At 60.8% G+C, this 24221-nt stretch carries 25 protein-coding genes; 18 read left to right on the top strand and 7 right to left on the bottom strand.

Annotation, left to right across the window (positions count from 1 at the left end; all coding sequences use genetic code 11):
• The gene (locus CCANI_RS09195; RefSeq protein WP_146323480.1) at nucleotides 1-258 is read left to right on the top strand and encodes a hypothetical protein; all 258 of its coding nucleotides are present in this window, start codon (nucleotides 1-3) and stop codon (nucleotides 256-258) included.
• Here CCANI_RS09195 and glgX read toward each other — a convergent pair.
• Both glgX and CCANI_RS09185 read right to left on the bottom strand, forming a co-directional pair.
• Nucleotides 249-2465, bottom strand: a complete 2217-nt coding sequence (gene glgX / locus CCANI_RS09190) for a glycogen debranching protein GlgX (protein WP_146323481.1) — start codon at nucleotides 2463-2465, stop codon at nucleotides 249-251. The genes CCANI_RS09195 and glgX overlap by 10 nt on opposite strands.
• 11 nt (nucleotides 2466-2476) lie before the next feature.
• Nucleotides 2477-3046: a TetR/AcrR family transcriptional regulator C-terminal domain-containing protein gene (locus tag CCANI_RS09185; RefSeq protein ID WP_246118158.1), complete on the bottom strand. Its 570-nt coding sequence runs from the start codon at nucleotides 3044-3046 to the stop codon at nucleotides 2477-2479.
• Between the two features lie 136 nt (nucleotides 3047-3182).
• Between CCANI_RS09185 and CCANI_RS09180 the strand changes: the two genes are divergently transcribed.
• The 4 genes from CCANI_RS09180 to CCANI_RS09165 all read left to right on the top strand — a co-directional run bounded on the left by CCANI_RS09180 (nucleotide 3183) and on the right by CCANI_RS09165 (nucleotide 5507).
• Entirely contained in the window at nucleotides 3183-3809 is a 627-nt protein-coding gene (locus CCANI_RS09180; protein WP_146323482.1) for an Rv0361 family membrane protein, read from the top strand.
• A gap of 98 nt (nucleotides 3810-3907) precedes the next feature.
• A complete protein-coding gene (bioB, locus tag CCANI_RS09175) occupies nucleotides 3908-4918 on the top strand; it encodes a biotin synthase BioB (protein ID WP_146323483.1) in 1011 nt (336 codons plus the stop codon).
• A complete protein-coding gene (gene bsaP / locus CCANI_RS09170; RefSeq protein ID WP_146323484.1) occupies nucleotides 4918-5166 on the top strand; it encodes a biotin synthase auxiliary protein BsaP in 249 nt (82 codons plus the stop codon). Before bioB ends, bsaP begins: the two co-directional genes overlap by 1 nt.
• Entirely contained in the window at nucleotides 5163-5507 is a 345-nt protein-coding gene (locus tag CCANI_RS09165; RefSeq protein ID WP_146323485.1) for a hypothetical protein, read from the top strand. Before bsaP ends, CCANI_RS09165 begins: the two co-directional genes overlap by 4 nt.
• Nucleotides 5508-5551: 44 nt before the next feature.
• On the opposite strand, the gene CCANI_RS09160 is transcribed toward CCANI_RS09165, so the two are convergent.
• A complete protein-coding gene (locus CCANI_RS09160; protein WP_146323486.1) occupies nucleotides 5552-6574 on the bottom strand; it encodes a YbjN domain-containing protein in 1023 nt (340 codons plus the stop codon).
• A 24-nt stretch (nucleotides 6575-6598) separates the two neighbouring features.
• On the bottom strand, nucleotides 6599-7606 hold the full coding sequence (locus CCANI_RS09155; RefSeq protein ID WP_146323487.1) for a YbjN domain-containing protein: 1008 nt from the start codon (nucleotides 7604-7606) through the stop codon (nucleotides 6599-6601).
• A 323-nt stretch (nucleotides 7607-7929) separates the two neighbouring features.
• Between CCANI_RS09155 and hisD the strand changes: the two genes are divergently transcribed.
• The 13 genes from hisD (at nucleotide 7930) to pyk (ending at nucleotide 18905) form a co-directional block, all read left to right on the top strand.
• On the top strand, nucleotides 7930-9252 hold the full coding sequence (gene hisD / locus CCANI_RS09150) for a histidinol dehydrogenase (protein ID WP_146323545.1): 1323 nt from the start codon (nucleotides 7930-7932) through the stop codon (nucleotides 9250-9252).
• 3 nt (nucleotides 9253-9255) lie between these two features.
• Nucleotides 9256-10341 (top strand): histidinol-phosphate transaminase, encoded by a 1086-nt coding sequence (locus CCANI_RS09145; RefSeq protein ID WP_146323488.1) that lies wholly within the window; start codon nucleotides 9256-9258, stop codon nucleotides 10339-10341.
• The gene (hisB, locus tag CCANI_RS09140; RefSeq protein ID WP_146323489.1) at nucleotides 10338-10937 is read left to right on the top strand and encodes an imidazoleglycerol-phosphate dehydratase HisB; all 600 of its coding nucleotides are present in this window, start codon (nucleotides 10338-10340) and stop codon (nucleotides 10935-10937) included. Before CCANI_RS09145 ends, hisB begins: the two co-directional genes overlap by 4 nt.
• Nucleotides 10938-11105, top strand: a complete 168-nt coding sequence (locus CCANI_RS09135; RefSeq protein ID WP_186750062.1) for a CG2302 family histidine operon protein — start codon at nucleotides 10938-10940, stop codon at nucleotides 11103-11105.
• A 412-nt stretch (nucleotides 11106-11517) separates the two neighbouring features.
• Nucleotides 11518-12150, top strand: coding sequence for an imidazole glycerol phosphate synthase subunit HisH (hisH, locus tag CCANI_RS09130; protein ID WP_146323490.1), 633 nt, complete (start codon nucleotides 11518-11520; stop codon nucleotides 12148-12150).
• A gap of 18 nt (nucleotides 12151-12168) precedes the next feature.
• On the top strand, nucleotides 12169-12903 hold the full coding sequence (priA, locus tag CCANI_RS09125; protein WP_146323491.1) for a bifunctional 1-(5-phosphoribosyl)-5-((5-phosphoribosylamino)methylideneamino)imidazole-4-carboxamide isomerase/phosphoribosylanthranilate isomerase PriA: 735 nt from the start codon (nucleotides 12169-12171) through the stop codon (nucleotides 12901-12903).
• A 4-nt stretch (nucleotides 12904-12907) separates the two neighbouring features.
• Nucleotides 12908-13693, top strand: coding sequence for an inositol monophosphatase family protein (locus tag CCANI_RS09120; RefSeq protein WP_146323492.1), 786 nt, complete (start codon nucleotides 12908-12910; stop codon nucleotides 13691-13693).
• Between the two features lie 22 nt (nucleotides 13694-13715).
• Entirely contained in the window at nucleotides 13716-14480 is a 765-nt protein-coding gene (gene hisF, locus CCANI_RS09115) for an imidazole glycerol phosphate synthase subunit HisF (RefSeq protein ID WP_146323493.1), read from the top strand.
• A complete protein-coding gene (gene hisI, locus CCANI_RS09110; protein ID WP_146323494.1) occupies nucleotides 14480-14842 on the top strand; it encodes a phosphoribosyl-AMP cyclohydrolase in 363 nt (120 codons plus the stop codon). The genes hisF and hisI overlap by 1 nt, the downstream gene beginning before the upstream one ends.
• Nucleotides 14842-15483 (top strand): TIGR02234 family membrane protein, encoded by a 642-nt coding sequence (locus CCANI_RS09105; RefSeq protein ID WP_146323495.1) that lies wholly within the window; start codon nucleotides 14842-14844, stop codon nucleotides 15481-15483. The genes hisI and CCANI_RS09105 overlap by 1 nt, the downstream gene beginning before the upstream one ends.
• 77 nt (nucleotides 15484-15560) lie before the next feature.
• Nucleotides 15561-16370 carry an indole-3-glycerol phosphate synthase TrpC gene (gene trpC, locus CCANI_RS09100; protein WP_146323496.1) on the top strand — a complete coding sequence of 270 codons (810 nt, stop codon included), beginning with the start codon at nucleotides 15561-15563 and terminating at the stop codon, nucleotides 16368-16370.
• Between the two features lie 13 nt (nucleotides 16371-16383).
• Complete coding sequence (gene lgt, locus CCANI_RS09095; RefSeq protein ID WP_146323497.1) at nucleotides 16384-17229, top strand: prolipoprotein diacylglyceryl transferase; 846 nt, start codon at nucleotides 16384-16386, stop codon at nucleotides 17227-17229.
• Nucleotides 17230-17390: 161 nt separating this feature from the next.
• Nucleotides 17391-18905 (top strand): pyruvate kinase, encoded by a 1515-nt coding sequence (gene pyk / locus CCANI_RS09090; protein WP_146323498.1) that lies wholly within the window; start codon nucleotides 17391-17393, stop codon nucleotides 18903-18905.
• A 261-nt stretch (nucleotides 18906-19166) separates the two neighbouring features.
• Here the strand turns inward: pyk and CCANI_RS09085 are convergent, their stop codons facing one another.
• The 3 genes from CCANI_RS09085 to CCANI_RS09075 all read right to left on the bottom strand — a co-directional run bounded on the left by CCANI_RS09085 (nucleotide 19167) and on the right by CCANI_RS09075 (nucleotide 24199).
• Nucleotides 19167-21542, bottom strand: coding sequence for a glycogen/starch/alpha-glucan phosphorylase (locus CCANI_RS09085; RefSeq protein ID WP_146323499.1), 2376 nt, complete (start codon nucleotides 21540-21542; stop codon nucleotides 19167-19169).
• A gap of 107 nt (nucleotides 21543-21649) precedes the next feature.
• Nucleotides 21650-22852: an amidohydrolase gene (locus CCANI_RS09080; RefSeq protein ID WP_146323500.1), complete on the bottom strand. Its 1203-nt coding sequence runs from the start codon at nucleotides 22850-22852 to the stop codon at nucleotides 21650-21652.
• A gap of 30 nt (nucleotides 22853-22882) precedes the next feature.
• The gene (locus CCANI_RS09075) at nucleotides 22883-24199 is read right to left on the bottom strand and encodes a DUF4921 family protein (RefSeq protein WP_146323501.1); all 1317 of its coding nucleotides are present in this window, start codon (nucleotides 24197-24199) and stop codon (nucleotides 22883-22885) included.
• Between the last annotated feature and the right edge of the window lie 22 nt (nucleotides 24200-24221).

Genomic DNA, 24221 nt, shown 5'->3' with positions numbered 1-24221 from the left:
ATGAAGATTTCATTTTCAGCAAGCAAACTGACCATAGGCGAATTGCGCAAGCTTATCGACGCCGTGGACGCCATCGGCCTGCCCGACACCACGCCCGTAGTGGTCGAGGAAGACGATCTCGTTGTGGACCTCGGCGGCCAGCGAGACGCCCGCGCCGACCGCCGCCCGCCGCGCCCGAGCGAGGCAGGCAGCCCCATCGACCCCGCCGTGCGCCGCGTACGTGACGCATTCGGCGACGTCCTGCGGGACTACTTATAACGGTCCGGGTCGTTATATTCGTCTTTAGCCGCCTGTACCTTCGATTCCTCCGGAGGTTCCAGCTGCTTGAGCAACATCGTCGAGCGGGCCGGCACCTCCAGTGTGCCACCCGCGGCGATGATTTCCTCGGTCAGCGGGTAGCCCGTCTCCTCCGTGGTATCCACGATGAGCTTCCAGCGGCGGCCGAAACGGGCATCGGGGAGGGTGAACTCAATGCTTTCGTGGTACGCATTGAAACACATGATGAAGGAATCATCCAGGATCCGCTGGCCGCGCTCGTCCGGCTCCGTGATGGCGTTGCCGTTGATATACACCATGAGCGACTTGCCAAAGCGGAAATCCCAGTCGCCCTGGGTCATGAGCTTGCCGGAGGGCACCAGCCATGCGATGTCCCGCTGCGTTAAATCCTCGTCGCCCAGCGGGCCGCCCGAGAAGAACCGGCGGCGGCGGAACACCGGGTGGTTGGCGCGAATCCGCAGCAGGCGCCGGGTAAAGCCGTGCAGGGTGGCGTTGTCTTTCACCTGCGCCCAGTCGATCCAGCTCAGTTCCGAATCCTGGCAGTAGACGTTATTGTTGCCGCCTTGGGTGCGGCCCATTTCATCGCCGTGCGCGATCATCGGCGTGCCTTGGGAAAGCAGCAGCGTGGTCAGGAAATTGCGGCGCTGTTGCGCGCGGAGCTGCAGCACGGCGGGGTCGGTGGTCACGCCTTCCACGCCGCAGTTCCAGGAGCGGTTGTGGCTTTCCCCGTCCCGGTTGTCTTCGCCGTTGGCCATATTGTGCTTATGGTTGTAGCTCACCAGGTCATTCAGCGTAAAGCCATCGTGCGCCGTGACAAAGTTTATCGACGCCGTGGGACGACGGCCGTTGTTCGCGTACAGGTCGCTGGAGCCCGTCAGGCGGGACGCGAATTCGCCCAGGGTGGAATGCTCCCCGCGCCAGAAATCGCGGACGGTATCGCGGTACTTTCCGTTCCATTCCGTCCATTGCGGCGGGAAATTACCCACCTGGTAGCCGCCCTCGCCGATATCCCACGGCTCGGCGATAAGTTTGACCTGGCTTACCACGGGGTCCTGCTGCACGAGGTCGAAGAAGGCGGAAAGGCGGTCCACATCGTGCAATTCGCGGGCGAGGGTGGAGGCCAGGTCGAAGCGGAAGCCGTCGACGTGCATTTCGGTGACCCAGTAGCGCAGCGAATCGAGGATCAATTGCAGCGAGTGCGGGTGTCGAACATTGAGTGAGTTGCCCGTGCCCGTGTAATCCATGTAGTGGCGTTTATCACCATCGACCAGGCGGTAATAGGCCGCATTATCGATACCGCGGAAGGCGATGGTGGGGCCCATGTGGTTGCCCTCGGCGGTGTGGTTATACACGACGTCGAGAATCACCTCAATGCCCGCCTCGTGGTACGCGCGCACCATGCCCTTGAACTCGGACACCGCGCCGCCCGGCTTTGTCGACGCCGCGTAATCCTGATGGGGGGCGAAGAAACCAAACGTGTTGTACCCCCAGTAGTTTCTGAGCCCGATGTCGCGGAGGCGGTCATCCTGCAAAAACTGGTGCACCGGCATGAGCTCGATGGCCGTGATGCCTAGGTCCTTGAGGTAGCCGATGATCGACGGGTGCGCCAAGCCCGCGTAGGTCCCCCGCAGCTTCGCCGGCACATCCGGGTGGGTCATGGTCATGCCTTTGACATGAGCCTCATAGATGACCGTCTCGTGGTATGGGATTTTTGGTGCGCGGTCGGACGCCCAATCAAAAAACGGGTTGATCACCACGGATTTCATGGTGTGGTGCAAGCTGTCCTCAGTATTGCGCTTGCTCAGGTCGCTCGGGTCGGTGATGTCGTAGCTAAACAGCGATGGGTGGCCGTCGAACTCTCCGTCGAAAGCCTTAGCGTACGGGTCGACCAATAATTTGTTCGGATCGCAGCGGTGCCCGTGAGCCGGATCGTACGGGCCGTACACGCGATATCCGTAGCGTTGTCCCGGTTGCACGCCAGGGAGATAGCAGTGCCAAATGTGAGCATCTACTTCGTCTAACTCGATGCGCGTTTCATTGTCCTCTTCATCGATCAGGCACAGTTCTACCTTTTTGGCGATGTCGGAGAACAGGGCGAAGTTGGTGCCCGCACCGTCGTAGGTGGAGCCCAACGGGTAATCGCTACCCGGCCAGACTTGATAAGCAGTTTCATGGGATGAGGGACTCATGGTCCCATATCTTATCTGCCTTTCGCTTCAAGTCCCGCCAGGATGAGATCGATCCCGCAATTAAATACCCGCGCTCGGTCCGCAGGGGCATCCACCGCGGTGCCCGTAGCCTCTGCCAATTGCGTTGCGGTCTGCTCACTTAAGGTGGCGCCGGTAACAAAATACAGTAAGGCTAGCGAGCCGTCGTTACGGTCCTTTTCGCTCAGCGGTGCGTCACCTAACGCTTGCTCGATCAGCTGCTCGAGTTGGATGCGTAATTCTGAGGTGCTGCTGAGGGCCGCTATGACAACCTCAGCGCCGTCCCGGTGCGCCTGCATCGCGCCCCGTAGCGAACGGCACGTGGTGGCCACGGCGGTTTGCCAGCTGTCGCCCTGGACCTCCGAACTCTGATATACAGCCGGTTCAATGATCCGGTTCGCAATCGCCGCGATAAGCGCTTGCTTGTTCGGAATGTGCCAATATAATGCTCCAGGTGCGACCGATAAACGCTTGGCAACCCTCCGCATGGTCATGTCGGCGAGTCCGTAATCGTCCAGGATTTCGATTGAGGCGTTAATGATCGAGTCTTTTGTCAACTGCACAAGCTTTAATCGTAGTCATATCCCAAGTTTTATGGGGGAAGTGCGTCAGAATCGCCGAGTTGCCATCGTTGTGGCGGCAGGCGTCTTTGGTAGGCTAGTCGTACTTGAACCGGAAAACCCGTAGTCAGGAGTCCAATTGTCCGTTCAATCTTTCACTCGAACCCGTCAGGTGGTATTGGCCGCGGTGCTGGTTCTTCCGCTAGCGCTTACGGGATGTGGCTTGTTTGGCGGCGAAGAAAACCCCAGTACCTCTACGTCGAGCTCAAAAGCCTCGGCCGCTGCGAAGTCTTCATCGTCCGAAGCTAAGTCCGAAACCTCATCGGAGGAGTCTTCGAATTCGTCGAGCGAGGAGCCGAAGCCGGAAGAAAAATCTGAGGATGCCCCACCGGCAAATGTGGAGATTCCGCAACACGCTCCGATCGAAGGCGGTTCTCCCGCCAGCCCCGAGGATGCTGCGGCTATCCAGGCGATGGTGAACGGGATGGCGAACCCGACGACGACCCGCCAGTTCTTCGGCTATATGATCGATAACACCTGTCGCCGGGCGCTTGAGGCGCAGGGTGGTCTGGGCCCCCAGGACCTGAACCAGATTCCGGACGCGGAGATCCCCCCGCACCAACGTCCGACTGTGAATTCGGTCTCCGATATCAAGGTGGATGGCGATACGGCTTCCGCGACGGTGACTTCCACCGCGGAGGGTAAGCAAGAGACCTTTACCATGCGCATGCTCCGGGAAGACGGCACCTGGAAAATGTGCAACTAATCTGACACTTTACCCCGCAACTTGAACGTTGTTCATACCGCGGGGTATTGTCATGCGTGGCTCCCACCACATCCCCCACTTTGAAGGAGGCCGCGCACATGACTCATCCCGGGGCAACTGACATCCTTGAGATCGCCCGCGACAAAGTACTGGGCCAGGGCATTGGCCTTGACCAGCAAGAAACCCTCCAAGTGCTGCAACTTGGCGATGACCGCCTTTCGGAACTCCTGTCCCTCGCCCACGAGGTTCGCCTCAAGTGGTGCGGCGAAGAAGTCGAGGTAGAAGGCATTATTTCCCTGAAAACCGGCGGCTGCCCGGAGGACTGCCACTTCTGTTCCCAGTCCGGCCTGTTCGAATCCCCCGTGCGCGCAGCCTGGCTCGATATCCCCGGCCTGGTCGAAGCGGCGAAGCAGACGGCAAAGTCCGGCGCCACCGAATTCTGCATCGTGGCAGCGGTGAAAGGCCCCGACGAAAACCTGTTGTCTCAGATGGAAAAGGCCGTCGCGGCGATCCAAGCCGAGGTGGATATCCAGGTCGCCGCGTCTGTGGGAATTCTCACTCAGGAGCAGGTGGATCGCCTCGCCGCCGCGGGCGTTCACCGCTATAACCACAACCTGGAAACCGCACGTTCGTTCTTCCCGAACGTGGTGACCACGCACACGTGGGAGACCCGCCGCGAAACCTTGCGCATGGTGAAGGAAGCGGGCATGGAGGTTTGTTCGGGCGGCATCCTAGGCATGGGGGAGACCCTCGAACAGCGTGCCGAATTCGCGGCTGATTTGGCGGCCTTGGAGCCGGATGAGGTGCCCATGAACTTCCTCGATCCGCGCCCGGGCACCCCCTTCGCCGATTACGAGGTCATGGAGACTGCCGACGCCCTGCGCGCCATCGGTGCGTTCCGCCTCGCGCTGCCTAAAACCATCCTCCGGTTCGCCGGTGGCCGCGAGCTTACCCTCGGTGATCTGGGCGCGGAGCAGGGCTTGCTCGGCGGCATCAACGCTATTATTGTGGGCAACTATCTGACCACGCTGGGCCGCCCGCAGGAACAAGATCTGGAAATGATGGGTAAGCTCCGCCTGCCGATTAAGGCACTGAACGCAACGGTGTAATGGAAAAAGACGACCTTTTGGTGGCGCTGCTTACCGACGCCGCGCCCGTGTACCACCCCAACACTGGTCAACGCATCGAGGATGGGGTTGAGATTAAACTCTCACCGTCCGCACGAGCCGGTTTGGAGGCCCCCCGCTTCTGCCAGCTCTGCGGACGTCGAATGGTTGTGCAAATTCGCCCGGATGGCTGGGATGCGCGTTGCTCTCGACATGGATCGGTAGATTCCGCGTATCTTGGTCAACGATGAATCTTAAATCTGCAGCCATTATGCTTCTTGCCGTCAATGCGTGCGCGTTTGCCATTGGTGCCATCACGCACGTGTTGCCGCCGCTTGGGCGCAGCCCCGAATTCGCCTTGTACGCCTTGATCGTGTTTTCGAATATGGTTCTGGGCTTGGCGGTCGGAGCGATCAGCGCCCGCCGGCTGGGCATCGGCCCCCGCGGCATAGTATTCGCACTCCTGTGCGCCGCCTCTGCGGCTAGTTCGCTCGTGGTGGGGCTGGCACATTACCCCGGCGCTGCGGCCCTGGCTCTGGGCCCCGTGATGGCCGCTTTGGCGTATTGGTCCGCCATGGTTACCGAAAGCTAACCGAGCGTACCCGGTTCGCTGCGATTGTGGCACGTGTGTTTCCCTTACAACGGCCAATGCACCATGCTGTTCCCCGTCGCTTCGATGCTTAAACTATCGACGGCCGTGAGCACATTGTGAATAGCAACGCGCACCGCACCAATAAGTTGCGCTTCCCCCAGCCCGTGGCGGATCAATATGGTATTGGTCACGCTCACCCGAATTGCCTCCGTGCCGTTGGTGTGACAGGCCGCTTTTACCGACACGGAAGACTCGTTCCACTCGTTGCATATCTGAAACATGCGCACGGAATCTCCGATCGGGACGAGGTCGGGCTCCCAATCCGCCTCAACGACCAGTGCAAAGGAGTGCGGATCCGTATTCGGAGCTATGGCGGTGATCACGAAACTCAGCCGGATCCCGCCCAGCTGCGTAAGCAGGGAGCTTCCATGAATCTGGTATTCGAGATTCCGAGGACCCCACCGTTTGAGTATGTGTTCGATGCGTTTGGGGGTTACCGCCGAGAGCTCGGGATCAATGACCAGTAGTTCCTCCAGCCGCCGCGATTCGTCCGCCCACGTTGTAGGGGTGTGCGCCGTGATCAGGCTTTTGCCGGCAATGTTTCGAGCGTATTCGCGATCCTGTTCTAGTTGCTGGTCCGCACTTTTTACCGGACGTCCAAGGCTTGGAAATTGAATCATAAAATGATCCGCCGCGGACCGCGTTTCCGTAAACGCTTGCTCCAGAAATGAATGCAATTGGTGCGTGGTCAACCCGGCCCGGATCGGCAATGAGATTCGAAAATGTACCGCAATGGAAGAATCCTTGGCGGGCTCCAGCAAGGTGGTGAGCCCGACGAATTCGCTATTGGACCAAGTAACGGCCTCCGCAGCCACCTCAATCTCCTGTGGTTCCAGCCGATTGCGGAGGAACGAACGCACAATCAGGTGGTCCACGGTCTCGGAGGCGAAATAGATGACGCTGCAAAAGTCCTGGCTAGACACCACAATATGGTCGTCTGCTACGTCCGGTAATTCGTCGATGCCACGGAGGAATGCCGCGACGTCGTCAAGCGAAGGAATGTGCACGTTGCTGCCTTAAATTTGGTTCGGTTACTCTGCCCAGTGGACCACGCTGGTGCCGTCGGCGGTAGTGCTGAGCTTGTCCACGCACGATAAAATGTTCGAAATTCCGACTCGGAGTGCCTGCGCCAATTGGGCATCCGAAAGGCCGCGCGTCATGGGGATCGTGTATTCGACATTGACCACAATGAATTCGCGGTGTTTGGTGCTGCAATACGCGTCGGTGGAATGCGCGCCGCGGTTCCAATCATTGCAAAGCGTAAATACGCGCATGAAATCCTTGTTCGGATCCGACTTTGAAATCCAGTGCCCGCGCAGGATCAATGCGGGGCCCGCCGTCACCGAAATATTGAACAGCACATTGCACAGGCTCACCATGACGCTGTTTCCCTCGGCGCGGAGCGACAAGCTGGACGGCCCGAGCCCCGCCAACATATGTTTGATTCGCACCTGCGTTACTAGGGAAATGCCTTCGAGGATTTCGTCTTCGGTGCTCATGAGGTGTTCCATAAGCCGCGCTTCTTCGATCAGGCGAGCCGGGCGTTCCGGGGTGGGGTCGGAATGTGCGGTCAGTATGGTTGCGCGTTGTTGCGCGCGGGCGATTCGTTCGCTGAGCGTGCAGATCCGGCCGAGTTCGGGGAAACGTTTGAGGAAGAAGTCGGCCGCGCTGTGGGCGGCGTCGCAAGCCTGCGCGATGGCGGCGGTGAGTTGGTGCTTGGTAACGCCGGTCGCGATTGGCAAGGAGGTTCGAAATTCGATATTGGAGGAAAAGCCGTCGTTGGTGGTGATTGTCGCGGTGGGGTCGTAGTTTTTGGTGTTCCACCTTGAGACTTCTTGCGCGAGTTCGAATCGGTGTTGGTCTTCGAGCGGGCGGTACATAACGGAACGCACCACGAGGTGGTCGACGAATTCGGAGGCGAAATAGAGAACGCTAAAGAAGTCCTCCCAGACGAAAATAACGTAGTCTTTGCCGATGATTGGGTCCAACTGGTTAAACCTGCCGACAAGGGTGACGTCGAACAGCGTCGGAATTTTCATGCGGCTATTCTATGAGAGTTCTAGCAACCGTGCGGGCACCGATGCTGTTGCGCGCAAAAATATGTCGCCTTCATCGTTGTGCGTTTTTGGTTTTGCGGATTGTGTTGGGCTTAGGCGGCGGGCGAGCAACCAGCCAACGCTGACGGTGGCTGCGGCGCACGTAAAGCGCACGGAGTTTCGGAGACCTCGGCGGTTTTCGCACGTGTGTTAGGTCCGTGTAGTGGACCTCACTGCCCTCGCGGTGCTCCCTCGTGCATACAATGAGGAATCTGGTGAACCCGCATGATTGTGATCCTTAAGGGAGCTAAAAGCCCATGTCGTCTATGTTGAGCGTTATTGACCTGCGTGGTCGAATTCCGTCTGTCAGTGAGTTGCGTCGCGCATTGCCGCGTGGCGGGACGGATATTGATTCCGTGTTGCCGGTGGTGCAGCCCGTGGTGGCGGCGGTAATTGACCGTGGCGCGGCCGCAGCGTTGGAATATGGGGAGCAATTTGATCGTGTGCGCCCCGACTCGGTTCGCGTGCCCGCAGCGGTAATCGAACAAGCGCTCGCCGAGCTGGACCCGAACGTACGTGCTGCGCTGGAGGAAAGCATCCGGCGCGTGCGGCGCGTTCATGCCGCGCAGAAGCCGCAGGAGCACACCACCGAGCTGGCCCCCGGCGGCACCGTGACGGAGAGGTTCCTGCCCGTGTCGCGCGTGGGTTTGTACGTCCCCGGCGGCAATGCGGTGTACCCGTCGAGCGTGATTATGAACGTCGTGCCCGCGCAGGAGGCCGGCGTGGAAAGCTTGGTGGTTGCCTCCCCGCCGCAAGCCGGTTTCGGGGGTTGGCCGCATCCGACCATACTTGCGGCATGCGCGATCCTTGGCGTGACGGAGATCTGGGCCGTGGGCGGCGCGCAGGCCGTGGCTTTGCTGGCGTACGGCGACGAGGAGCACAGCGAGAATTTGGTGCCCGTGGATATGATTACCGGCCCGGGCAATATTTACGTTACCGCTGCTAAGCGGCTTTGCCGTGGCATTGTGGGTATCGACGCCGAGGCTGGACCGACCGAAATTGCCATCCTCGCCGACGCTTCCGCCGACCCCATCCATATTGCTTATGACCTGATTAGCCAGGCCGAACATGACGTCATGGCGGCCAGCGTGTTGGTGACGGATTCGCCCGTATTGGCGGAAGCCGTGGATAGGGAAGTGGCGGCTCGATATTCGGTGACCCGCAACGCGGAACGTGTGAAGGAAGCGCTGACCGGGCCGCAATCCGGGATCGTTCTGGTGGATGATCTGGAGGCCGGAATTCGGGTTGTCGATGAATATGCCGCCGAGCACCTCGAGATTCACACGGTGAACCCGCGCCAGGTGGCCGAGCGGATCCGGAACGCCGGCGCCATTTTCGTAGGTACGTTCGCACCGGTGCCGTTGGGGGATTACTCCGCTGGCTCGAACCATGTCCTGCCTACCTCCGGTTCCGCCCGCTACAGTTCCGGGCTTTCCACAAACACGTTCCTCCGGAGCGTGCACCTAATCGACTACGACGAAGCCGCGCTCAAGGAGCTTGCAGATACGGTGGTCGCCTTTGCGGACGCAGAGGATCTGCCCGCCCACGGCGAGGCTATCCGCGCCCGGTTCGAAACTTTGGAGGCTTAACCCATGACCATCACCCTGGCAGACCTGCCGTTGCGGGAGGAGCTCCGCGCCGAGGAAGCCTATGGCGCCCCGCAGCTCGATGTTTCCGTGCGCTTGAATACGAACGAAAATCCGTATTCGCCCTCCGATGCCCTGATCGCCGACCTGGTCAACGAGGTGGCGGGCTTGGCGGCGGGTTTGAACCGATATCCCGAGCGTGATGCGGTGGCGTTGCGCGAGGCGTTGGCGGAATACGTGACCCACCAGACCGGTGTTGCGGTGACTAAAGACAACGTCTGGGCGGCCAATGGTTCGAACGAGATTTTGCAGCAGCTATTGCAGGCGTTCGGCGGGCCCGGCCGTTCCGCATTGGGGTTTGCGCCGAGCTATTCTATGCATCCGATCCTGTGCAGCGGCACGCACACCGAGTTTTTCTCCTGCGATCGCGATGCGGATTTCCAAATCCCCATCGACAAGGCCATCGAAACCATTGCCGTACGCCGGCCCGATGTGGTGTTTGTAACCACCCCGAACAATCCCACCGGTGGGCTCACCCCCATCGAGGACCTGCGCCTGCTGCTCGATGCGGCACCCGGCATTGTGATCGTCGATGAAGCGTACGCAGAGTTTTCGGAGGCACCCTCGGCAACCACGTTGCTTAGCGACTATCCCACCAAATTGGTGGTCTCCCGCACCATGAGCAAAGCGTTCGATTTCGCGGGCGGCCGATTGGGTTATTTCGTGGCGCATCCGGCGTTTATCCAAGCCGTATTGTTGGTGCGCCTGCCGTACCATCTGTCCTCGCTTTCTCAAGCTGCGGCGATCGTGGCGCTGCGGCATCGTGAGGATACGTTGGCCACCGTTGCCACCCTGGTTGCCGAACGTAAGCGCGTCGTCGAAAAGCTCGAACAGTTGGGCTATTACGTGGTGCCGAGCGAGGCGAACTTCGTGTTCTTTGGCAAATTCGACTACAGCGCCGCGGTGTGGCAGCGCTTCCTCGACCAGGGGGTGCTGGTCCGCGACGTTGGGGTGCCGGGATTCCTACGGGCTACCATTGGTACGCCTGAGGAAAATGATGCTTTTCTGGATGCTGCAAAGGAAGTGCGATGAACCGCATTGGGCGTATCAGCCGCGAGACCAGCGAGTCCGCAATTACTGTTGAAATCAATCTAGATGGAACCGGCAAGACGGACATCGATACCGGCGTGCCATTTTTCGATCACATGCTCACGGCGTTCGGCGCGCACGGGTCCTTCGATCTCACCGTGCACGCCAAGGGGGACACCCATATTGACGCGCACCACACCGTCGAGGACACCGGCATTGTGCTCGGACAGGCGATCAATCAAGCGCTCGGCGATAAAAAAGGCATTCGACGCTTCGGTTCCTGCCAGCTCCCCATGGACGAAGCGTTGTGTGAGGCCATCGTGGACGTTTCCGGTCGCCCATACTTTGTGATCACCGGCGAGCCGCCCCAAATGCTCACCGCTGTGATCGGCGGCCACTACGCCACCGTGATCAACGAACACTTTTTTGAAACCCTGGCCGGGAATGCGCGCATCGCCTTGCATGTGCGCTGCCACTATGGCCGCGATCCGCACCACATCACCGAGGCGGAATACAAGGCGGTGGCGCGGGCGCTGCGTGCCGCCACGGAACCTGATCCCCGCGTGACGGGCATTCCCTCTACCAAAGGCTCGCTCTAGGTGGAATATTCCTGGCTGATCTACCTGCTGTTTGCTATTTCCGGGCTGTTGGCGGGCGGAACTTGGTCCGCCTACCAGGCTGAACATCGTTTGTTTACGTTCCTGCTTGGCATCCTTTCGGCGCTTGCCGGGGCGGCGGCGCTGCTGTGGTTATTGGGCGCTCGGTAGGCTGGGCGGACCGCACATAATAGCTTTGCGGCCAATACTTTCCTGCCCGCATTTTGCTGTGCCGCCGCAGGAGCCCCGCTGCGGCCTTGAAAACCGCTACCCTTATTAAAACCATTGCCGAAATGCTCCGAACGCCGTTATCCCAGCTCATCGCGTTGCCCGCAACCTTTCCCCAAACGGGAGTTGAACGGTGTCTACCGATATTTTTTACATCAAAATCCAGAAATCTGTGTAAAAAATATCGCGGCAGGGCCTCCAGAGCGCCCCGGAGCGATGAAAATTACACAGAAATCCGATTTCGTGTGTAAAAAATTTCATGTGAAGTGCGCAACCTTTTTCCGTCGGGCCAAACTCTAGCGCTAGCCAGGGCTCGACGGCGTATGCAACCTAAGCGCACGCTACACTTTCAGTCATGTCAACGACTGTCGCCGTGCTTGATTACGGTTCCGGAAATATTCGATCTGCCGCACGCGCGGTAGCACAAGCGGGCGCTCGGGTGAAGGTGACGCACGATCCCAAAGAGGTTCTCGCCGCAGATGGTTTACTGGTCCCAGGCGTGGGGGCTTTTGCGGCGTGCATGGAGGGCTTGCACCGAGTGCAGGGTGCCCGCATGATCGGGGAGCGGCTCGCGGGCGGTCGCCCGGTATTGGGGATTTGCGTGGGAATGCAGATTCTATTCGAGCATGGAGTGGAGCACGGCGTTGACGCGGCTGGCTGCGGCGAGTGGCCGGGCGTCGTCACGCGTCTCGACGCCGCGGTATTGCCGCACATGGGCTGGAACACCGTGCGCGCCCCACAAGGTTCGCAAATGTTTGCGGGGATCGCGCCGACGGAGCGTTTCTATTTCGTGCATTCGTATGGGGTGCGCACGTGGGAGTTTGCGGAGGATGGGCTGACCACCCCGCCACTGGTGACGTGGGCGACGCACGGGTGTGATTTCGTGGCGGCCGTGGAAAATGGTCCGTTGTGGGCTACGCAATTTCACCCGGAAAAATCCTCCGAAACGGGGCAAAAGCTGCTGCGGAACTGGTTGGCAAGCTTTTAGCGACTACACTTTAAGGCCATGAGTCTCACACTTCTCCCAGCCGTTGATGTCGTTGATGGTCAGGCGGTGCGCCTCCATCAGGGCGAGGCAGGCAGCGAAACTGTGTACGGAACGCCGCTGGAGGCCGCGCTGAATTGGCAGGACCAGGGCGCGCAATGGCTGCATTTCGTGGATCTTGACGCCGCCTTTAACCGCGGTTCGAATCACGAACTTATGGCCGAAGTTGTGGGCCGGTTGGATATTCACGTCGAGCTCACCGGGGGTATCCGCGACGATGCTTCGCTGGAACGTGCGCTTGCTACGGGGGCGCGGCGCGTCAATATCGGCACCGCGGCATTGGAGCATCCGGAATGGTGCCGAAGCGCCATCGAACGTTACGGCGATCGCGTGGCGGTGGGCTTGGACGTGCGCCTGATCGATGGGCAGTGGCGCACGCGCGGCAATGGCTGGGTGTCCGACGGCGGTGACCTGTGGGAAGTGCTGGAGCGCCTGGATTCCCAAGGCTGTTCGCGCTTTGTGGTCACGGACGTGTCTAAGGATGGCACCCTTGCGGGACCGAACATTGATTTGCTTCGTGATGTGGCGGCGGCGACGGACGCGCCGATCGTGGCTTCCGGGGGCATTGCCACGCTGGCGGATGTGATCGAGGTGTCCAAGTATGTGGCGGAGGGTATCGATTCGGTGATTATCGGGAAAGCGCTCTATGAAGGGCGGTTTACCCTCGCGGAAGCACTCGCGGCAGTAGGCAAGTAGGCATATGGACGCGCGCGAACTCCTTGCCGTCGCGGAAGCGATCGTAGATGAAGCCGAACGTGTTTTCGTTGCGCGTATTGGTGCGCAGCCGGAGGTAACCAAACCCGGCGGCGATTTCGCAACCGTAGCCGACCTTGAAATCGAACATTTATTGCGCCAATTATTGACCCTGCACACCGGCATCCCCGTGTTTGGCGAGGAGGCCGGCGGCAACCTTTGCGCGGACGCGGTGTGGGTGGTGGACCCGATCGACGGCACCTCGAATTATTCGGCGGGCAGCCCCATGTGCGCGATCCTGGTGGCGCTGCTGCTGGCGGGTAGGCCGGTGGTGTCGGTGATCTCATTGCCGCTGCTGGGCAAACGTTTGTGCGCCTTTGAGGGTTCGCCACTGTTTTTGAATGGGCGCCCGCAGCCGAAGCTGGAGGATCAGCCGCCGTTGGTGGCGCCGATCGCGTTTGGGTCGATCGTGTCTCCGGTGAATTCGACCTTTCCCACCCTGCTGCGCCACAACCTATTGGCCAAGGTGGCGATGCAATACCCGCGCCTGCGGGTGACCGGTTCCGTGGGGATCGACCTCGCCTTTACCGCGTTGGGCATTTTCGCTGGCGCGGTCACGTTTAGCCCATATGTTTGGGATAACGCGGCGGGTGTGTTGGCGATTCAGGCGGCGGGCGGCCGCGTCACGGATCTCCACGGTGAACAGTGGCATCCCGCGTCGCAGGGCCTGGTGGCGGGCACCCGTGCGGTGCACGAGTCGATCCTGAGTACGATCAGAGCGTTGGAATCCTAACCGTTATAAGGAGCGTGTGGCCATGGCAGTGGCAGTGCGGGTGATCCCGTGTTTGGACGTGGACAATGGCCGCGTGGTCAAGGGCGTAAATTTTGAAAACCTGCGCGATGCAGGCGATCCGGTGGAACTCGCCGCGCGTTACGACGCCGCCGGGGCCGACGAACTCACGTTCCTTGACGTGAGCGCTTCCAAGGCGGGGCGGGGAACCATGCTGGAAGTGGTGCGTCGAACAGCCGAGCAGGTGTTTATCCCATTGACTGTGGGCGGTGGCGTGCGCAGCGTGGCGGATGCCGACGAATTGTTGCGTGCCGGTGCGGACAAGATCAGCGTGAATACCTCGGCCATTGCACGCCCCGAACTATTGCGCGAACTATCGGAACGGTTCGGCGCCCAGTGCGTGGTGCTTAGCGTGGATGCCCGCCGCGCCCCCGGCATGCCGAGCGGTTTCGAGGTGACCACCCACGGCGGTTCCCGCGGGACAGGCCTGGATGCCGTCGAATGGGCGCGCCGCGGCGCGGAGCTCGGGGTGGGGGAGATCCTGCTGAACTCCATGGATGGCGACGGCACCAAAGAAGGGTTTGATATCGAACTCACCGAAAAGGTGCGCGAGGCGGTACGGATCCCGATCATTGCTTCCGGGGGTGCGGGCAAGGCGGAACATTTCCCGCCGGCCGTGGCGGCGGGTGCGGACGCCGTGCTCGCGGCGTCGATATTCCACTTTCAGGAGGTCACCATCGCGGAGTGCAAACGGGCGCTGGCGGAGGCTGGGTACGAGGTGCGCCTGTGATGAGCGATAACCCCGCGGACTACGAGCTCGCCCCCGCAATCGCGGCGAAAGTACGTTTTAATGATGCCGGGTTGGTGCCCGCCATCGTGCAGGCGGCGGAAACCCACGAGGTGCTCATGATGGCCTGGATGGATTCGCACGCGCTTGCGTTTACCTTGGCCACTCGGCGCGGCACGTACTATTCCCGTTCGCGGCAGGAGTATTGGATTAAGGGCCTGATCTCGGGGCACGTGCAGCGGGTGGTGTCGGCAAGTTTGGATTGCGATGGGGACACCGTGCTGCTGCAAGTTCATCAAACGGGCGCGGCGTGCCACACTGGGAGCCGTACCTGTTTCGATGATCGGCACTTGGAGCTTGCCTGATGCGTATCGCGGCTGTCTTTTTAGGCCTCGGCGGCGCAGCCCTGTGGGGCGTGTCCCGGCTCCCGTGGCTAACCGTTAATGTGTTCGATGATAAGTCCGGCGAAAGCACCCAGGACCTCGTGGGGGCGGTGTGGTCGACGGAGCTCACCGCACTCGCCCTGGTTTTGCTCGCCGCGATGGTCGCCGGGCTCGTGCTGCGTCGCACCGCCCGCCGCATTATCGGCATCGTGGGGGCACTCGCCGCCGTGGCCGCCAGCTGGCAGCCATTGGTGCTGCTCGCCGGGCAGCCTGACCTGGCCCGCGCCAAAAATATCTTGACTTCCGGGGCCGCCACGGAACGCACCCAGGCGCCGGTGATGATCTCCCCATGGGCGGAGGTGACCGGCGCGGACGTGCACGTGCTTGGCCCCGCGCTCGCCTTTGTCGCCTGCGGCGTCGCGCTGTTCGGCGGGGTGCTGTTGGCCATGCGCCCAGGCGTGGACACTGCCAAGTCACACACGTATGAGCGCACCAGCAGCCGCCACGAGCGCTTGGAGCAGGATCTAGCGGAGGCCCCCGATTCCGGCCGCGTATTGTGGGACGCGCTGGACGCCGACGTGGATCCCACCGACCTCGATTCGACCGATATCGATCCGAAATAGATTTAGCTTTTAGCTGCGTAATTTCCGGTGAACCAGCTTGCACAACTAGCCTGTAATGCAAGAGGAAAGGGATCGCCATGACGTCGGTGTTTAACCGGATCATCGCGGGCGCAGCCGAGGATGTAGCGGCCCGCAAGTCACGCGTCCCGTTCTCCGAAATCAAGGCCCGTTCCTACGATGTGGAACCGCCGCGGGACGCGTTGGCGGCGCTTCACGCGACAGGTTGCGGCGTGATCGCGGAGATTAAACGCGCCATGCCGCCGAAGGGCATTATCGCCGAGATCGACGCTCCAGAGGTCCTTGCACAAAAGTTCGAATCCGGGGGCGCGCGTTTGATTGGCTGCCAGACGGAGCGGCGAAGATTTCACGGTTCGTTGGAGGATTTGCGGCGGGTGCGTGACGCCGTCCAGGTGCCGGTGATGTGCCGCGATTTTATCGTTGACCCCTACCAGATCCATGAGGCGCGCGCGTACGGGGCGGACGTGGTTCCCTTACTTGTTGTGGCCCTTGAGCAGTCCCGATTGGAGGCGTTGCTGGATCGGGCGCAGTCTTTGGGGATGGTGGCGTTGCTGGAGGTGCGCACGCCGGAGGAGGCGACGCGGGCCATTGCGGCGGGGGCGCGGGTGATCGGGGTGAACGCGCGGGATATTGCGACGCTGGAGGTGAACCGCGAGACTTTCGCGGAGATCGCCCCCGGGTTGCCTCGCGGAGTTGTTCGAGTGGCGTTGTCGGGGGTGCGTACCCCGCTCGATCTGATGAGCTACGCGGGGGTGGGTGCCGACGCCGTGGTGATCGGCGAAAACCTCGTCACCTCAGCCGATCCGGTGGAGGTGTGTCGCAAGCTTGTGGCAGCGGGGCAACATCCTTCGTGTCCTGCGTCACGCTAGTAGACTTTCAACAATGATGGTTGATCAATTGGCCGCAATTCCTTCGCCGCCGCAGGGGGTTTGGTACCTCGGCCCCATACCAATTCGAGCGTATGCGCTATGCATCATCGTGGGTATTTTCGTGGCGGTGTGGCTGACGCGGCGTCGATACGTGGCACGCGGGGGAAGCGCGGACGTCGTTATGGACGCGGCGATGGTGGCGGTACCTGCGGGAATCATCGGCGGCAGGCTCTACCACGTGGCAACGGATTATGATAAGTACTTCTGCGCCACATGCAACCCCGTGGATGCGCTCAAAATTACGAATGGCGGGCTAGGCATTATGGGGGCGGTGGCGCTCGGGGTGGCCGCCGTCGCCGTCATGATGCGCATCAAAGGGCTGAAGCTCGCCCCGCTTGCCGACGCCGCGGCTCCCGGCATCGTCCTCGCACAAGGTATCGGTCGCCTGGGCAACTGGTTCAATCAGGAACTCTATGGGCGCGAAACCACGGTGCCGTGGGCGCTGGAGATTTACTATCGCGTGGACGCGGACGGCAAATTCGCACCTTTGACCGGTTACTCCACGGGCGAGGTGATGGCCACGGTGCATCCGACGTTCCTGTACGAATTGCTGTGGAACGTCGGCGTGTGCCTATTCCTCTTGTGGGCCGACCGTAAGTTCGAACTTTCGAACGGACGTGTGTTCGCGCTGTACGTTGCCAGCTACGCGCTGGGCCGCTTCTTCATCGAATTTATGCGTACCGACGCCGCGACCATTGTCCTCGGCTTGCGTATCAACACCATCACTTCCGCGGCGTTGCTACTTGGTGGAATTGTGGCGTTTTTCCTAATGAAACGCCAGCGAGAAACCAAGGTGTGATCAGATACATCAAATGCCGGGTAGCGCTCCTCTGCGTGCCCGGCTGTTTTTGAATCTGCCTGCATAACGGGGGTTGTGTTTGGGGTCACCAACAATAACGCGCACAATGTGTGCGTTGGCCGTGTAGCTTTACCAGCTGAAAAAGGACTAGGGTGGGGATCGTGGAAAGAAGAACCAAGATTGTATGTACTCTGGGGCCGGCCGTGGCCAGCGAGGATGGGATCCGCGAACTCGTTGAAGCAGGCATGGATGTGGCCCGTTTGAATTTCTCGCATGGTGACTATTCGGACCATGAGCAAAACTACAAGTGGGTTCGCGAAGCGACCGATCTGACCGGGCGCGCCGTTGGTGTGCTGGCGGACCTCCAGGGGCCGAAGATTCGCTTAGGGCGCTTTATCAATGGCGCGACTGTCTGGGAAAACGGTGAGACCGTGCGCATCACGGTCGACGATATCCAAGGTACCCACGACCGAGTATCCACCACCTACAAGAACCTGGCCAAGGATGCCAAGCCCGGCGACCGCCTGCTTGTGGACGACGGCAAGGTCGGCCTCGTGTGCGTAGGCGTGGAAGGCAACGATGTGGTGTGCGAGGTTGTGGAAGGCGGTCCGGTCTCCAACAACAAGGGCGTGTCCCTGCCCGGCATGGATATTTCCGTTCCTGCGCTTTCCGATAAAGACATCCGTGACCTGCGCTTCGCGCTGAAGCTCGGCGTGGACTTTATCGCATTGTCCTTCGTCCGCGCCGCCTCCGATATCGAGCTGGTGCACAAGATCATGGACGAGGAAGGCCGCCGCGTTCCGGTGATCGCCAAGCTGGAAAAGCCGGAAGCCGTCGAAGCGCTCGAGGCAATCATCCTGGCGTTCGACGCCGTCATGATCGCCCGCGGCGACCTCGGCGTGGAAGTGCCGCTGGAAGAAGTGCCGCTGGTGCAAAAGCAGGCGATCCAAATCGCCCGCGAAAACGCGAAGCCGGTGATCGTGGCCACCCAAATGTTGGACTCTATGATCGAAAACTCCCGGCCCACCCGCGCGGAGGCCTCCGACGTTGCAAACGCCGTGCTCGACGGTGCTGACGCCGTGATGCTTTCCGGCGAAACCTCCGTGGGCCGCGACCCCATCAACGTGGTGCGCACCATGTCCCGCATTGTGAAATACGCGGAGACGCAGGGCGAAGTCCCGCCGCTGAATCACATCCCCCGCACCAAGCGTGGCGTGATCTCCTACTCCGCCCGCGATATCGCGGAACGCCTCAACGCCCGCGCGCTGGTGGCCTTCACCACCTCCGGTGATACCGCCCGCCGCCTGGCCCGTTTGCATTCGCACCTGCCGCTGCTGGTATTCACCCCGAACCCAGCGGTGCGTTCCCAACTCGCACTATCCTGGGGCGCGCAAACCTTCCTGTGCCCGCGGGTGCACGACACCGACTCGATGATGCACGAGGTTGACGAAGCCCTGCTGGCCATGGACGAGTACAACCGCGACGACATGATGGTCGTGGTCGCAGGCACCCCGCCCGGAGTCTCCGGCAACACGAACATGATTCACGTGCACCTGCTTGGCGAAGACGTGCACACCCCGCCCCCGGTGACCGAAGTCGCACCGAAGGTCGAGGCCGCCCCGAAGATCGAGGTCGCGCCAAAGGTAGAAAAGGCCGAGGAGCCGCCGAAGAAGTAATAGGCCGAGCTGCCGCCGAAACACGCACCGCCGCGCCCCCTGAATCATTTGGGGCCACGGCGGTTTTTGCATGCGCGCTCTGCCGCGATATTTTTTACACAGATTTCTGGATTTTGATGTAAAAAATATTGGTAGACACCGTTCAACTCCATCGCGGGCGAAAGGTTGCAGGCAACCCAAAAGCCCACCGCCATAATCTCACAAGCGGTGGGCGTAGTGGGGGCTAGCATGCTAGCAAAACGCCAGCATAGAGACCACTAGTTAGATCTTGGTGGCGTCCAGCTTCCACACGTCGCGGGCGTAGTCGGCGATGGTGCGGTCGGAGGAGAAGCGGCCGGATTCGCAGATGTTCACCCAGCACATGCGTGCCCAGTGGAGGCGGTCAGCGAAGTAGTCCGCGGCCATCTTGTCCTTCGTGGTGCGGTAGGCGTCGAAGTCACCGAGGACGTAGTACAGGTCGGGGGTTTCCCAACCGCCGCCATCGAGGAGGGAGGAGCGCAGGTCGTGGAACATGCCGCTGTGGTTATCGTCAAGGCGACCATCCACCAGGGCGTCCAAGGCGCGCTTTAAGCCGGGCACGGTTTCGTAGAGTGCGTACGGGTTGTAGTGGGCGCGCAGTTCGGGGAGTTCCTCCACCTTGGCGCCGAAAATGTAGGCGTTGTCGTCGCCGACGGATTCGAGGATTTCCACATTGGCGCCGTCGAGGGTGCCCAGCGTCAAGGCACCGTTCATCATGAATTTCATGTTGGAGGTGCCGGAGGCTTCCTTGCCGGCGGTGGAGATTTGTTCGGAAACGTCCGCGGCCGGGATGATGTGCTCGGCGGGGGAAACGTTGTAGTTTTCCACGAACACCACGCGGATGGTGTCGTTCACATCGGCGTCGCCGTTGACCAGCTCGGCGATCTCATTAATCAGCTTGATAATCGCCTTGGCGCGCACATACCCGGGGGCGGCCTTTGCGCCGAAGATAAAGGTCCGCGGCGGCACGTTCTGCAGCCCGTCTTCCTTGATGCGGAAGTACAGGTCCAGGATGTATAGCGCGTTCATCAGCTGGCGCTTGTATTCGTGCAGGCGTTTGATTTGCACGTCGTAGATGGACTGCGGGTCCACCTCGATGCCCTGCCGGTCCAGGATCCATTCGGCGAAGTCCGCTTTATTGGCTTCCTTGATGTCCAGCAGCTCGCGCATCACGGCTTCGTCCTCGCCGAAGTGGCGGAGTTTTTGCAGCTCGTCCAGGTTGGTCACCCAAGCGTCGGACCCCGCCAACCGGGTGAGCAGCTCGGATAGCCGCGGGTTGCACATTTTCAGCCACCGGCGCGGGGTCACCCCGTTGGTTTTGTTATTGAATTTCTGCGGCCAGATTTCGTGCCAATTCCGCAGCGTGTCCGCCTTGATGATCTCCGTGTGCAGCGCCGCCACGCCGTTGATGGAGTAGGAGGCGTAGCAGGCGATCCACGCCATGTGCACGGTGCCGTCTTGCACGGGGGACATGTGGTGGATGTGGGTTTCGTCGAAGCCCAGCCCGCGTAGTTCCTCCCGGAAGCGGCGGTCGATTTCCACCACGATTTCCCAGATGCGGCTGAATAGCTGCTGGAAGATGCTGCAGTTCCATTGTTCGAGGGCTTCGGCGAGCACGGTGTGGTTCGTGTATGCGAAGGTCTCTTGGACGATTTTCCAGGCGGCTTCCCACCCGAGGTTGTGTTCGTCCATGAGCAGGCGCATGAGCTCGGGGATGGCCAGCACCGGGTGCGTATCGTTCAATTGGATGCAATTGTATTTGGCAAAGTCCGTGAGGTCCGGCCCGTGGTGTTTGACGTAGTTATCCACCATTGCCTGCAGCGATGCGGAGACAAAGAAGTATTGTTGGCGGACGCGTAGCACTTTGCCGGCGTAGGTGGTGTCGTTGGGGTAGAGCACGCGGCACAGGTCCATGACGGCTTCGCGTTCCACGATGGCGTCGGTAAAGCGCTGGGAGTTAAACGCATCGTAGTCGAATTCGGCCATGGGTTCGGCTTTCCAGAGGCGTAGTGTGCCCACGTTGTCGGTGCCGTAGCCGGTGATCGGCATGTCGTAGGGCACTGAGCGCACCACCATGTCGTCGAAGCGCACGATGCGGGTTTGGTTTTCGCGGCGTACCACAAACGGGTAGCCGTCTTCTTTCCAGGCGTCGGGTTCTTCGGTTTGGAAGCCGTCTATGAAGCTTTGTTTGAATAGGCCGTAGCGGTACAGGATGCCGTAGCCGGTGACGGGCAGGTCCTGCGTGGCGCAGGAATCCAGGAAGCAGGCGGCGAGTCGTCCGAGGCCGCCGTTGCCGAGCGCGGCGTCGTTTTCCGCGTCGAGGACGTCGGAGAGTTCGTGCCCGTTTGCGCGAACGGCTTCTTCCGCTTCGCTCACCATTTCGAGGTTGGTGAGGTTATTGAGCAGCGCGCGTCCCATGAGGAATTCGGCGGAGAAATAGTGCTGCTGGCGGGTGCCGTTGTATGCGGCGGTGGTGGCTTCCCAGTTATCGGCGATGCGTTCCATGATCGCTGCGGAGAGGCCGAACCAGAATTTGCGGTCTGTCGCGGTTGCGGGCGAGGTGCCGGATGCTGCGCGGACGTGCCCGCCGACATTCGTGGCCAGCGAGTGTTCACTCATTGTTTGTGGGCTCCTGAGTCGGGTACAAGGTTTTACATCAGCGCGAGTCAGCTGCGCGCCATCGGCATAAGCATATAGTCCGATGGCGTGTTCCTCCACGTGGGCGATTAATTGCGGCCTAGATAACTCAGCACTGCGGCGGCCCCGGCGCGTGTCGCCGCGGAGATTGTGGGCGCGTATTCCGGCAGGAACGTAGGCATATGATTCACCGGCGGCGTATCGACGCCCGGCGGGGTCACGCCCACAGTCCAGTACAGGTAAGGCACCCCGAGCGCCCGCGGGATTTCGGAAAAATCTTCGGAAGCCGTCCACGGTTGCGCGTCGGTGGAAGCGTCGCCGAACACGGCGTCGAAAAGCGGGCGGACTGTGGCGAAAACCTCAGGGGAATTATCGGTGAGTTCGCCGTGTGCCGAATATTGGAAATCGGGTTCTTGTTCGCATCCGCTGGCGGCGCATTCGGCGGTGACCACCCGGTGAATCGCCTGGTACACGCGCTGTTTCACGTCCTCGGAATAGAAGCGGCAATTCAGCACCAGGGTGGCGGTTTCGGGCACGGTGTTATTGGTGTGGCCGGAGATCAACGAACCCACCGTCACAACGGCGAATTCGAACGGAGATACCTCGCGCCCCACGATGCCTTGCAGGCGCACAACGATCATCGCGGCGAGGAACGTAGGGTCGATAGATTGGTGCGGCATGGAACCGTGCGCGCTGCGGCCATACAGGGTGATCGTGATGGTGTCGCACGCCGCCAGCGCCGGCCCCGGCATGGACATCACGGTGCCCGCCGGGCCCGCCACCACGTGTTGCCCAAAGCACACATCGGGGCGCGGTATGAGTTCGCACAAACCGTCGGAAACCATGGCCGCCGCGCCCGTGGAAGTCTCCTCCGCCGGCTGAAACAGCGCGATAAAGGTGCCGGTCCAATGGTCGCGGCACGCATCCATGATCGCGCACAACCCAAGCAGCGCGGTGGTGTGAATATCGTGCCCGCACGCGTGCATCCGGCCCTCGTACACAGAGGCGAATGGCGCGCCGGTTTCCTCGCGGACCGGCAGTGCATCAAAATCTGCCCGCAGCAGCGCGCACGGGCCGGAACCATTGCGGAAGATCGCCACGATGCCATGCCCGCCGATGCCGCTGATCACCTCGCAAGAGTATTCGCTGAGCTTGTCCAGGATCCGCGCCGCAGTCTCCGCCTCCTCGGTGGAAAGCTCCGGGTGGGCATGCATCCACTGGTAAAAATCCCGCTGCCACTCCAGCGGCACGCCGTGGCCATTGATTAACGCTGCTAACTCACGAGTTTCCATGGGGGCAAGGGTACACCCAGCCCGCGGCGGCTACGCCAAAAACGGATTGTATTTCAGGCTATTGCGCTCCACCTTGCACTCCATTGCGATGCGGATCGTGGGCGCAATTTTGCCTTGTTCCCGCAGCTTGTACAGGGCGGTGACCATGCGGTCGCGCTGTTGTTGGGGCGAAATGGTGTTCAAATAGATCTTGGTGCCGCCTTCGAATCCGGCCAGGGTGGAGACCCGCCATTTGATCATTACGCGCCACGGCATGGGGATGTCCAGGTCCACGGGTTTGTGGTGCCATTCCTCGTTGCAGGGGATGTCCGCCCCGGCACCGGCGTGGCAAGCGTGAATAAGGTCACTCATGCCGTCGCGTTCGGCGTCGGTGAGCAGCCACGGTTCGGCGCTTGCGGATTTCGAATAGATTTCCAGGGTGGGGTAGCGGTGCCCGAAGCCCGCGAAACACACGGCGTGGTCGTTTTCGGCGATCACCAGGTTCTGGTAGCCGGCGTAGTCCACGGCCCATTCATTGAACATATTGGGATTGGCCCGCAGCTGTGCGATCTCTTGTTCGGCTTGCACGCCGCGCCCGTCGATCGCCACCAGCTGTTTGTGCAGGTGATCGAATGAGGCGCCGGCCGGTTTGAGCCAGTTTTGGAACACCGCCACGTATGGCGCGTACCGATTCCGCCGGTACAGGTCCTTCAGCGACTCGATGGTAAATCGAATAAAGGCGCGGTGTTCTTCCACGCTGAGGGTGCCGGAGGAGGCGAGCTGATTGTCGTGCGTGGCGCCGTCCACGAAGTGTCTGCGCCCGATGATTACGTCGTGGCTACCTGCAAAGTAGCCGCCGGCGCGTTGGAGCAATTCTTCCTCTGGCAGGTTGGGGTCCATGCCCGCAGCCTTCAGCCGGGTGCGCACGATTGCGAGCACGTGTTCGCGTCCGGCGGGGTCGGCGAGGTAGCGCTCCATATGGGCCGCGGTTTCGTAATCCATTACAAAGTCGTAGTTCGCGCGCCAGAAATCATAGGACACAATTTCGAACAAGTTAGGAACTCGCCGAAACTCCGCCTCCGTGTCAAACAAATCTTCGGGCAGTAGGCCGCTGATGATGTCGCCATTGGCCAACATTCGGCTTTTTTCCGGCGGCGTTTGCAGCAGGTTGTCGGAGCAAAACGCGCAGGTGTCGGTGAATGATTTCGCACTCAGCGGCCGCGGGTCCACGGCGGGGACTGAAAGTGGCCGGTTGCCGCGTCCGGGTACGGTCCAGACTTCCGTGCCGGTAAATGGGTTCACCTGTTTGATGGTGCCGTCCGCCATTGTGGTGAGCGGCATCTGACGTGAGTGCAATTGTGGGGTCATAAGTATTTAAGTTATCCGCTAG

This window comes from Corynebacterium canis (assembly GCF_030408595.1).
GTDB lineage: Bacteria > Actinomycetota > Actinomycetes > Mycobacteriales > Mycobacteriaceae > Corynebacterium > Corynebacterium canis.
This window is presented reverse-complemented; position numbering and strand designations above follow the sequence as displayed.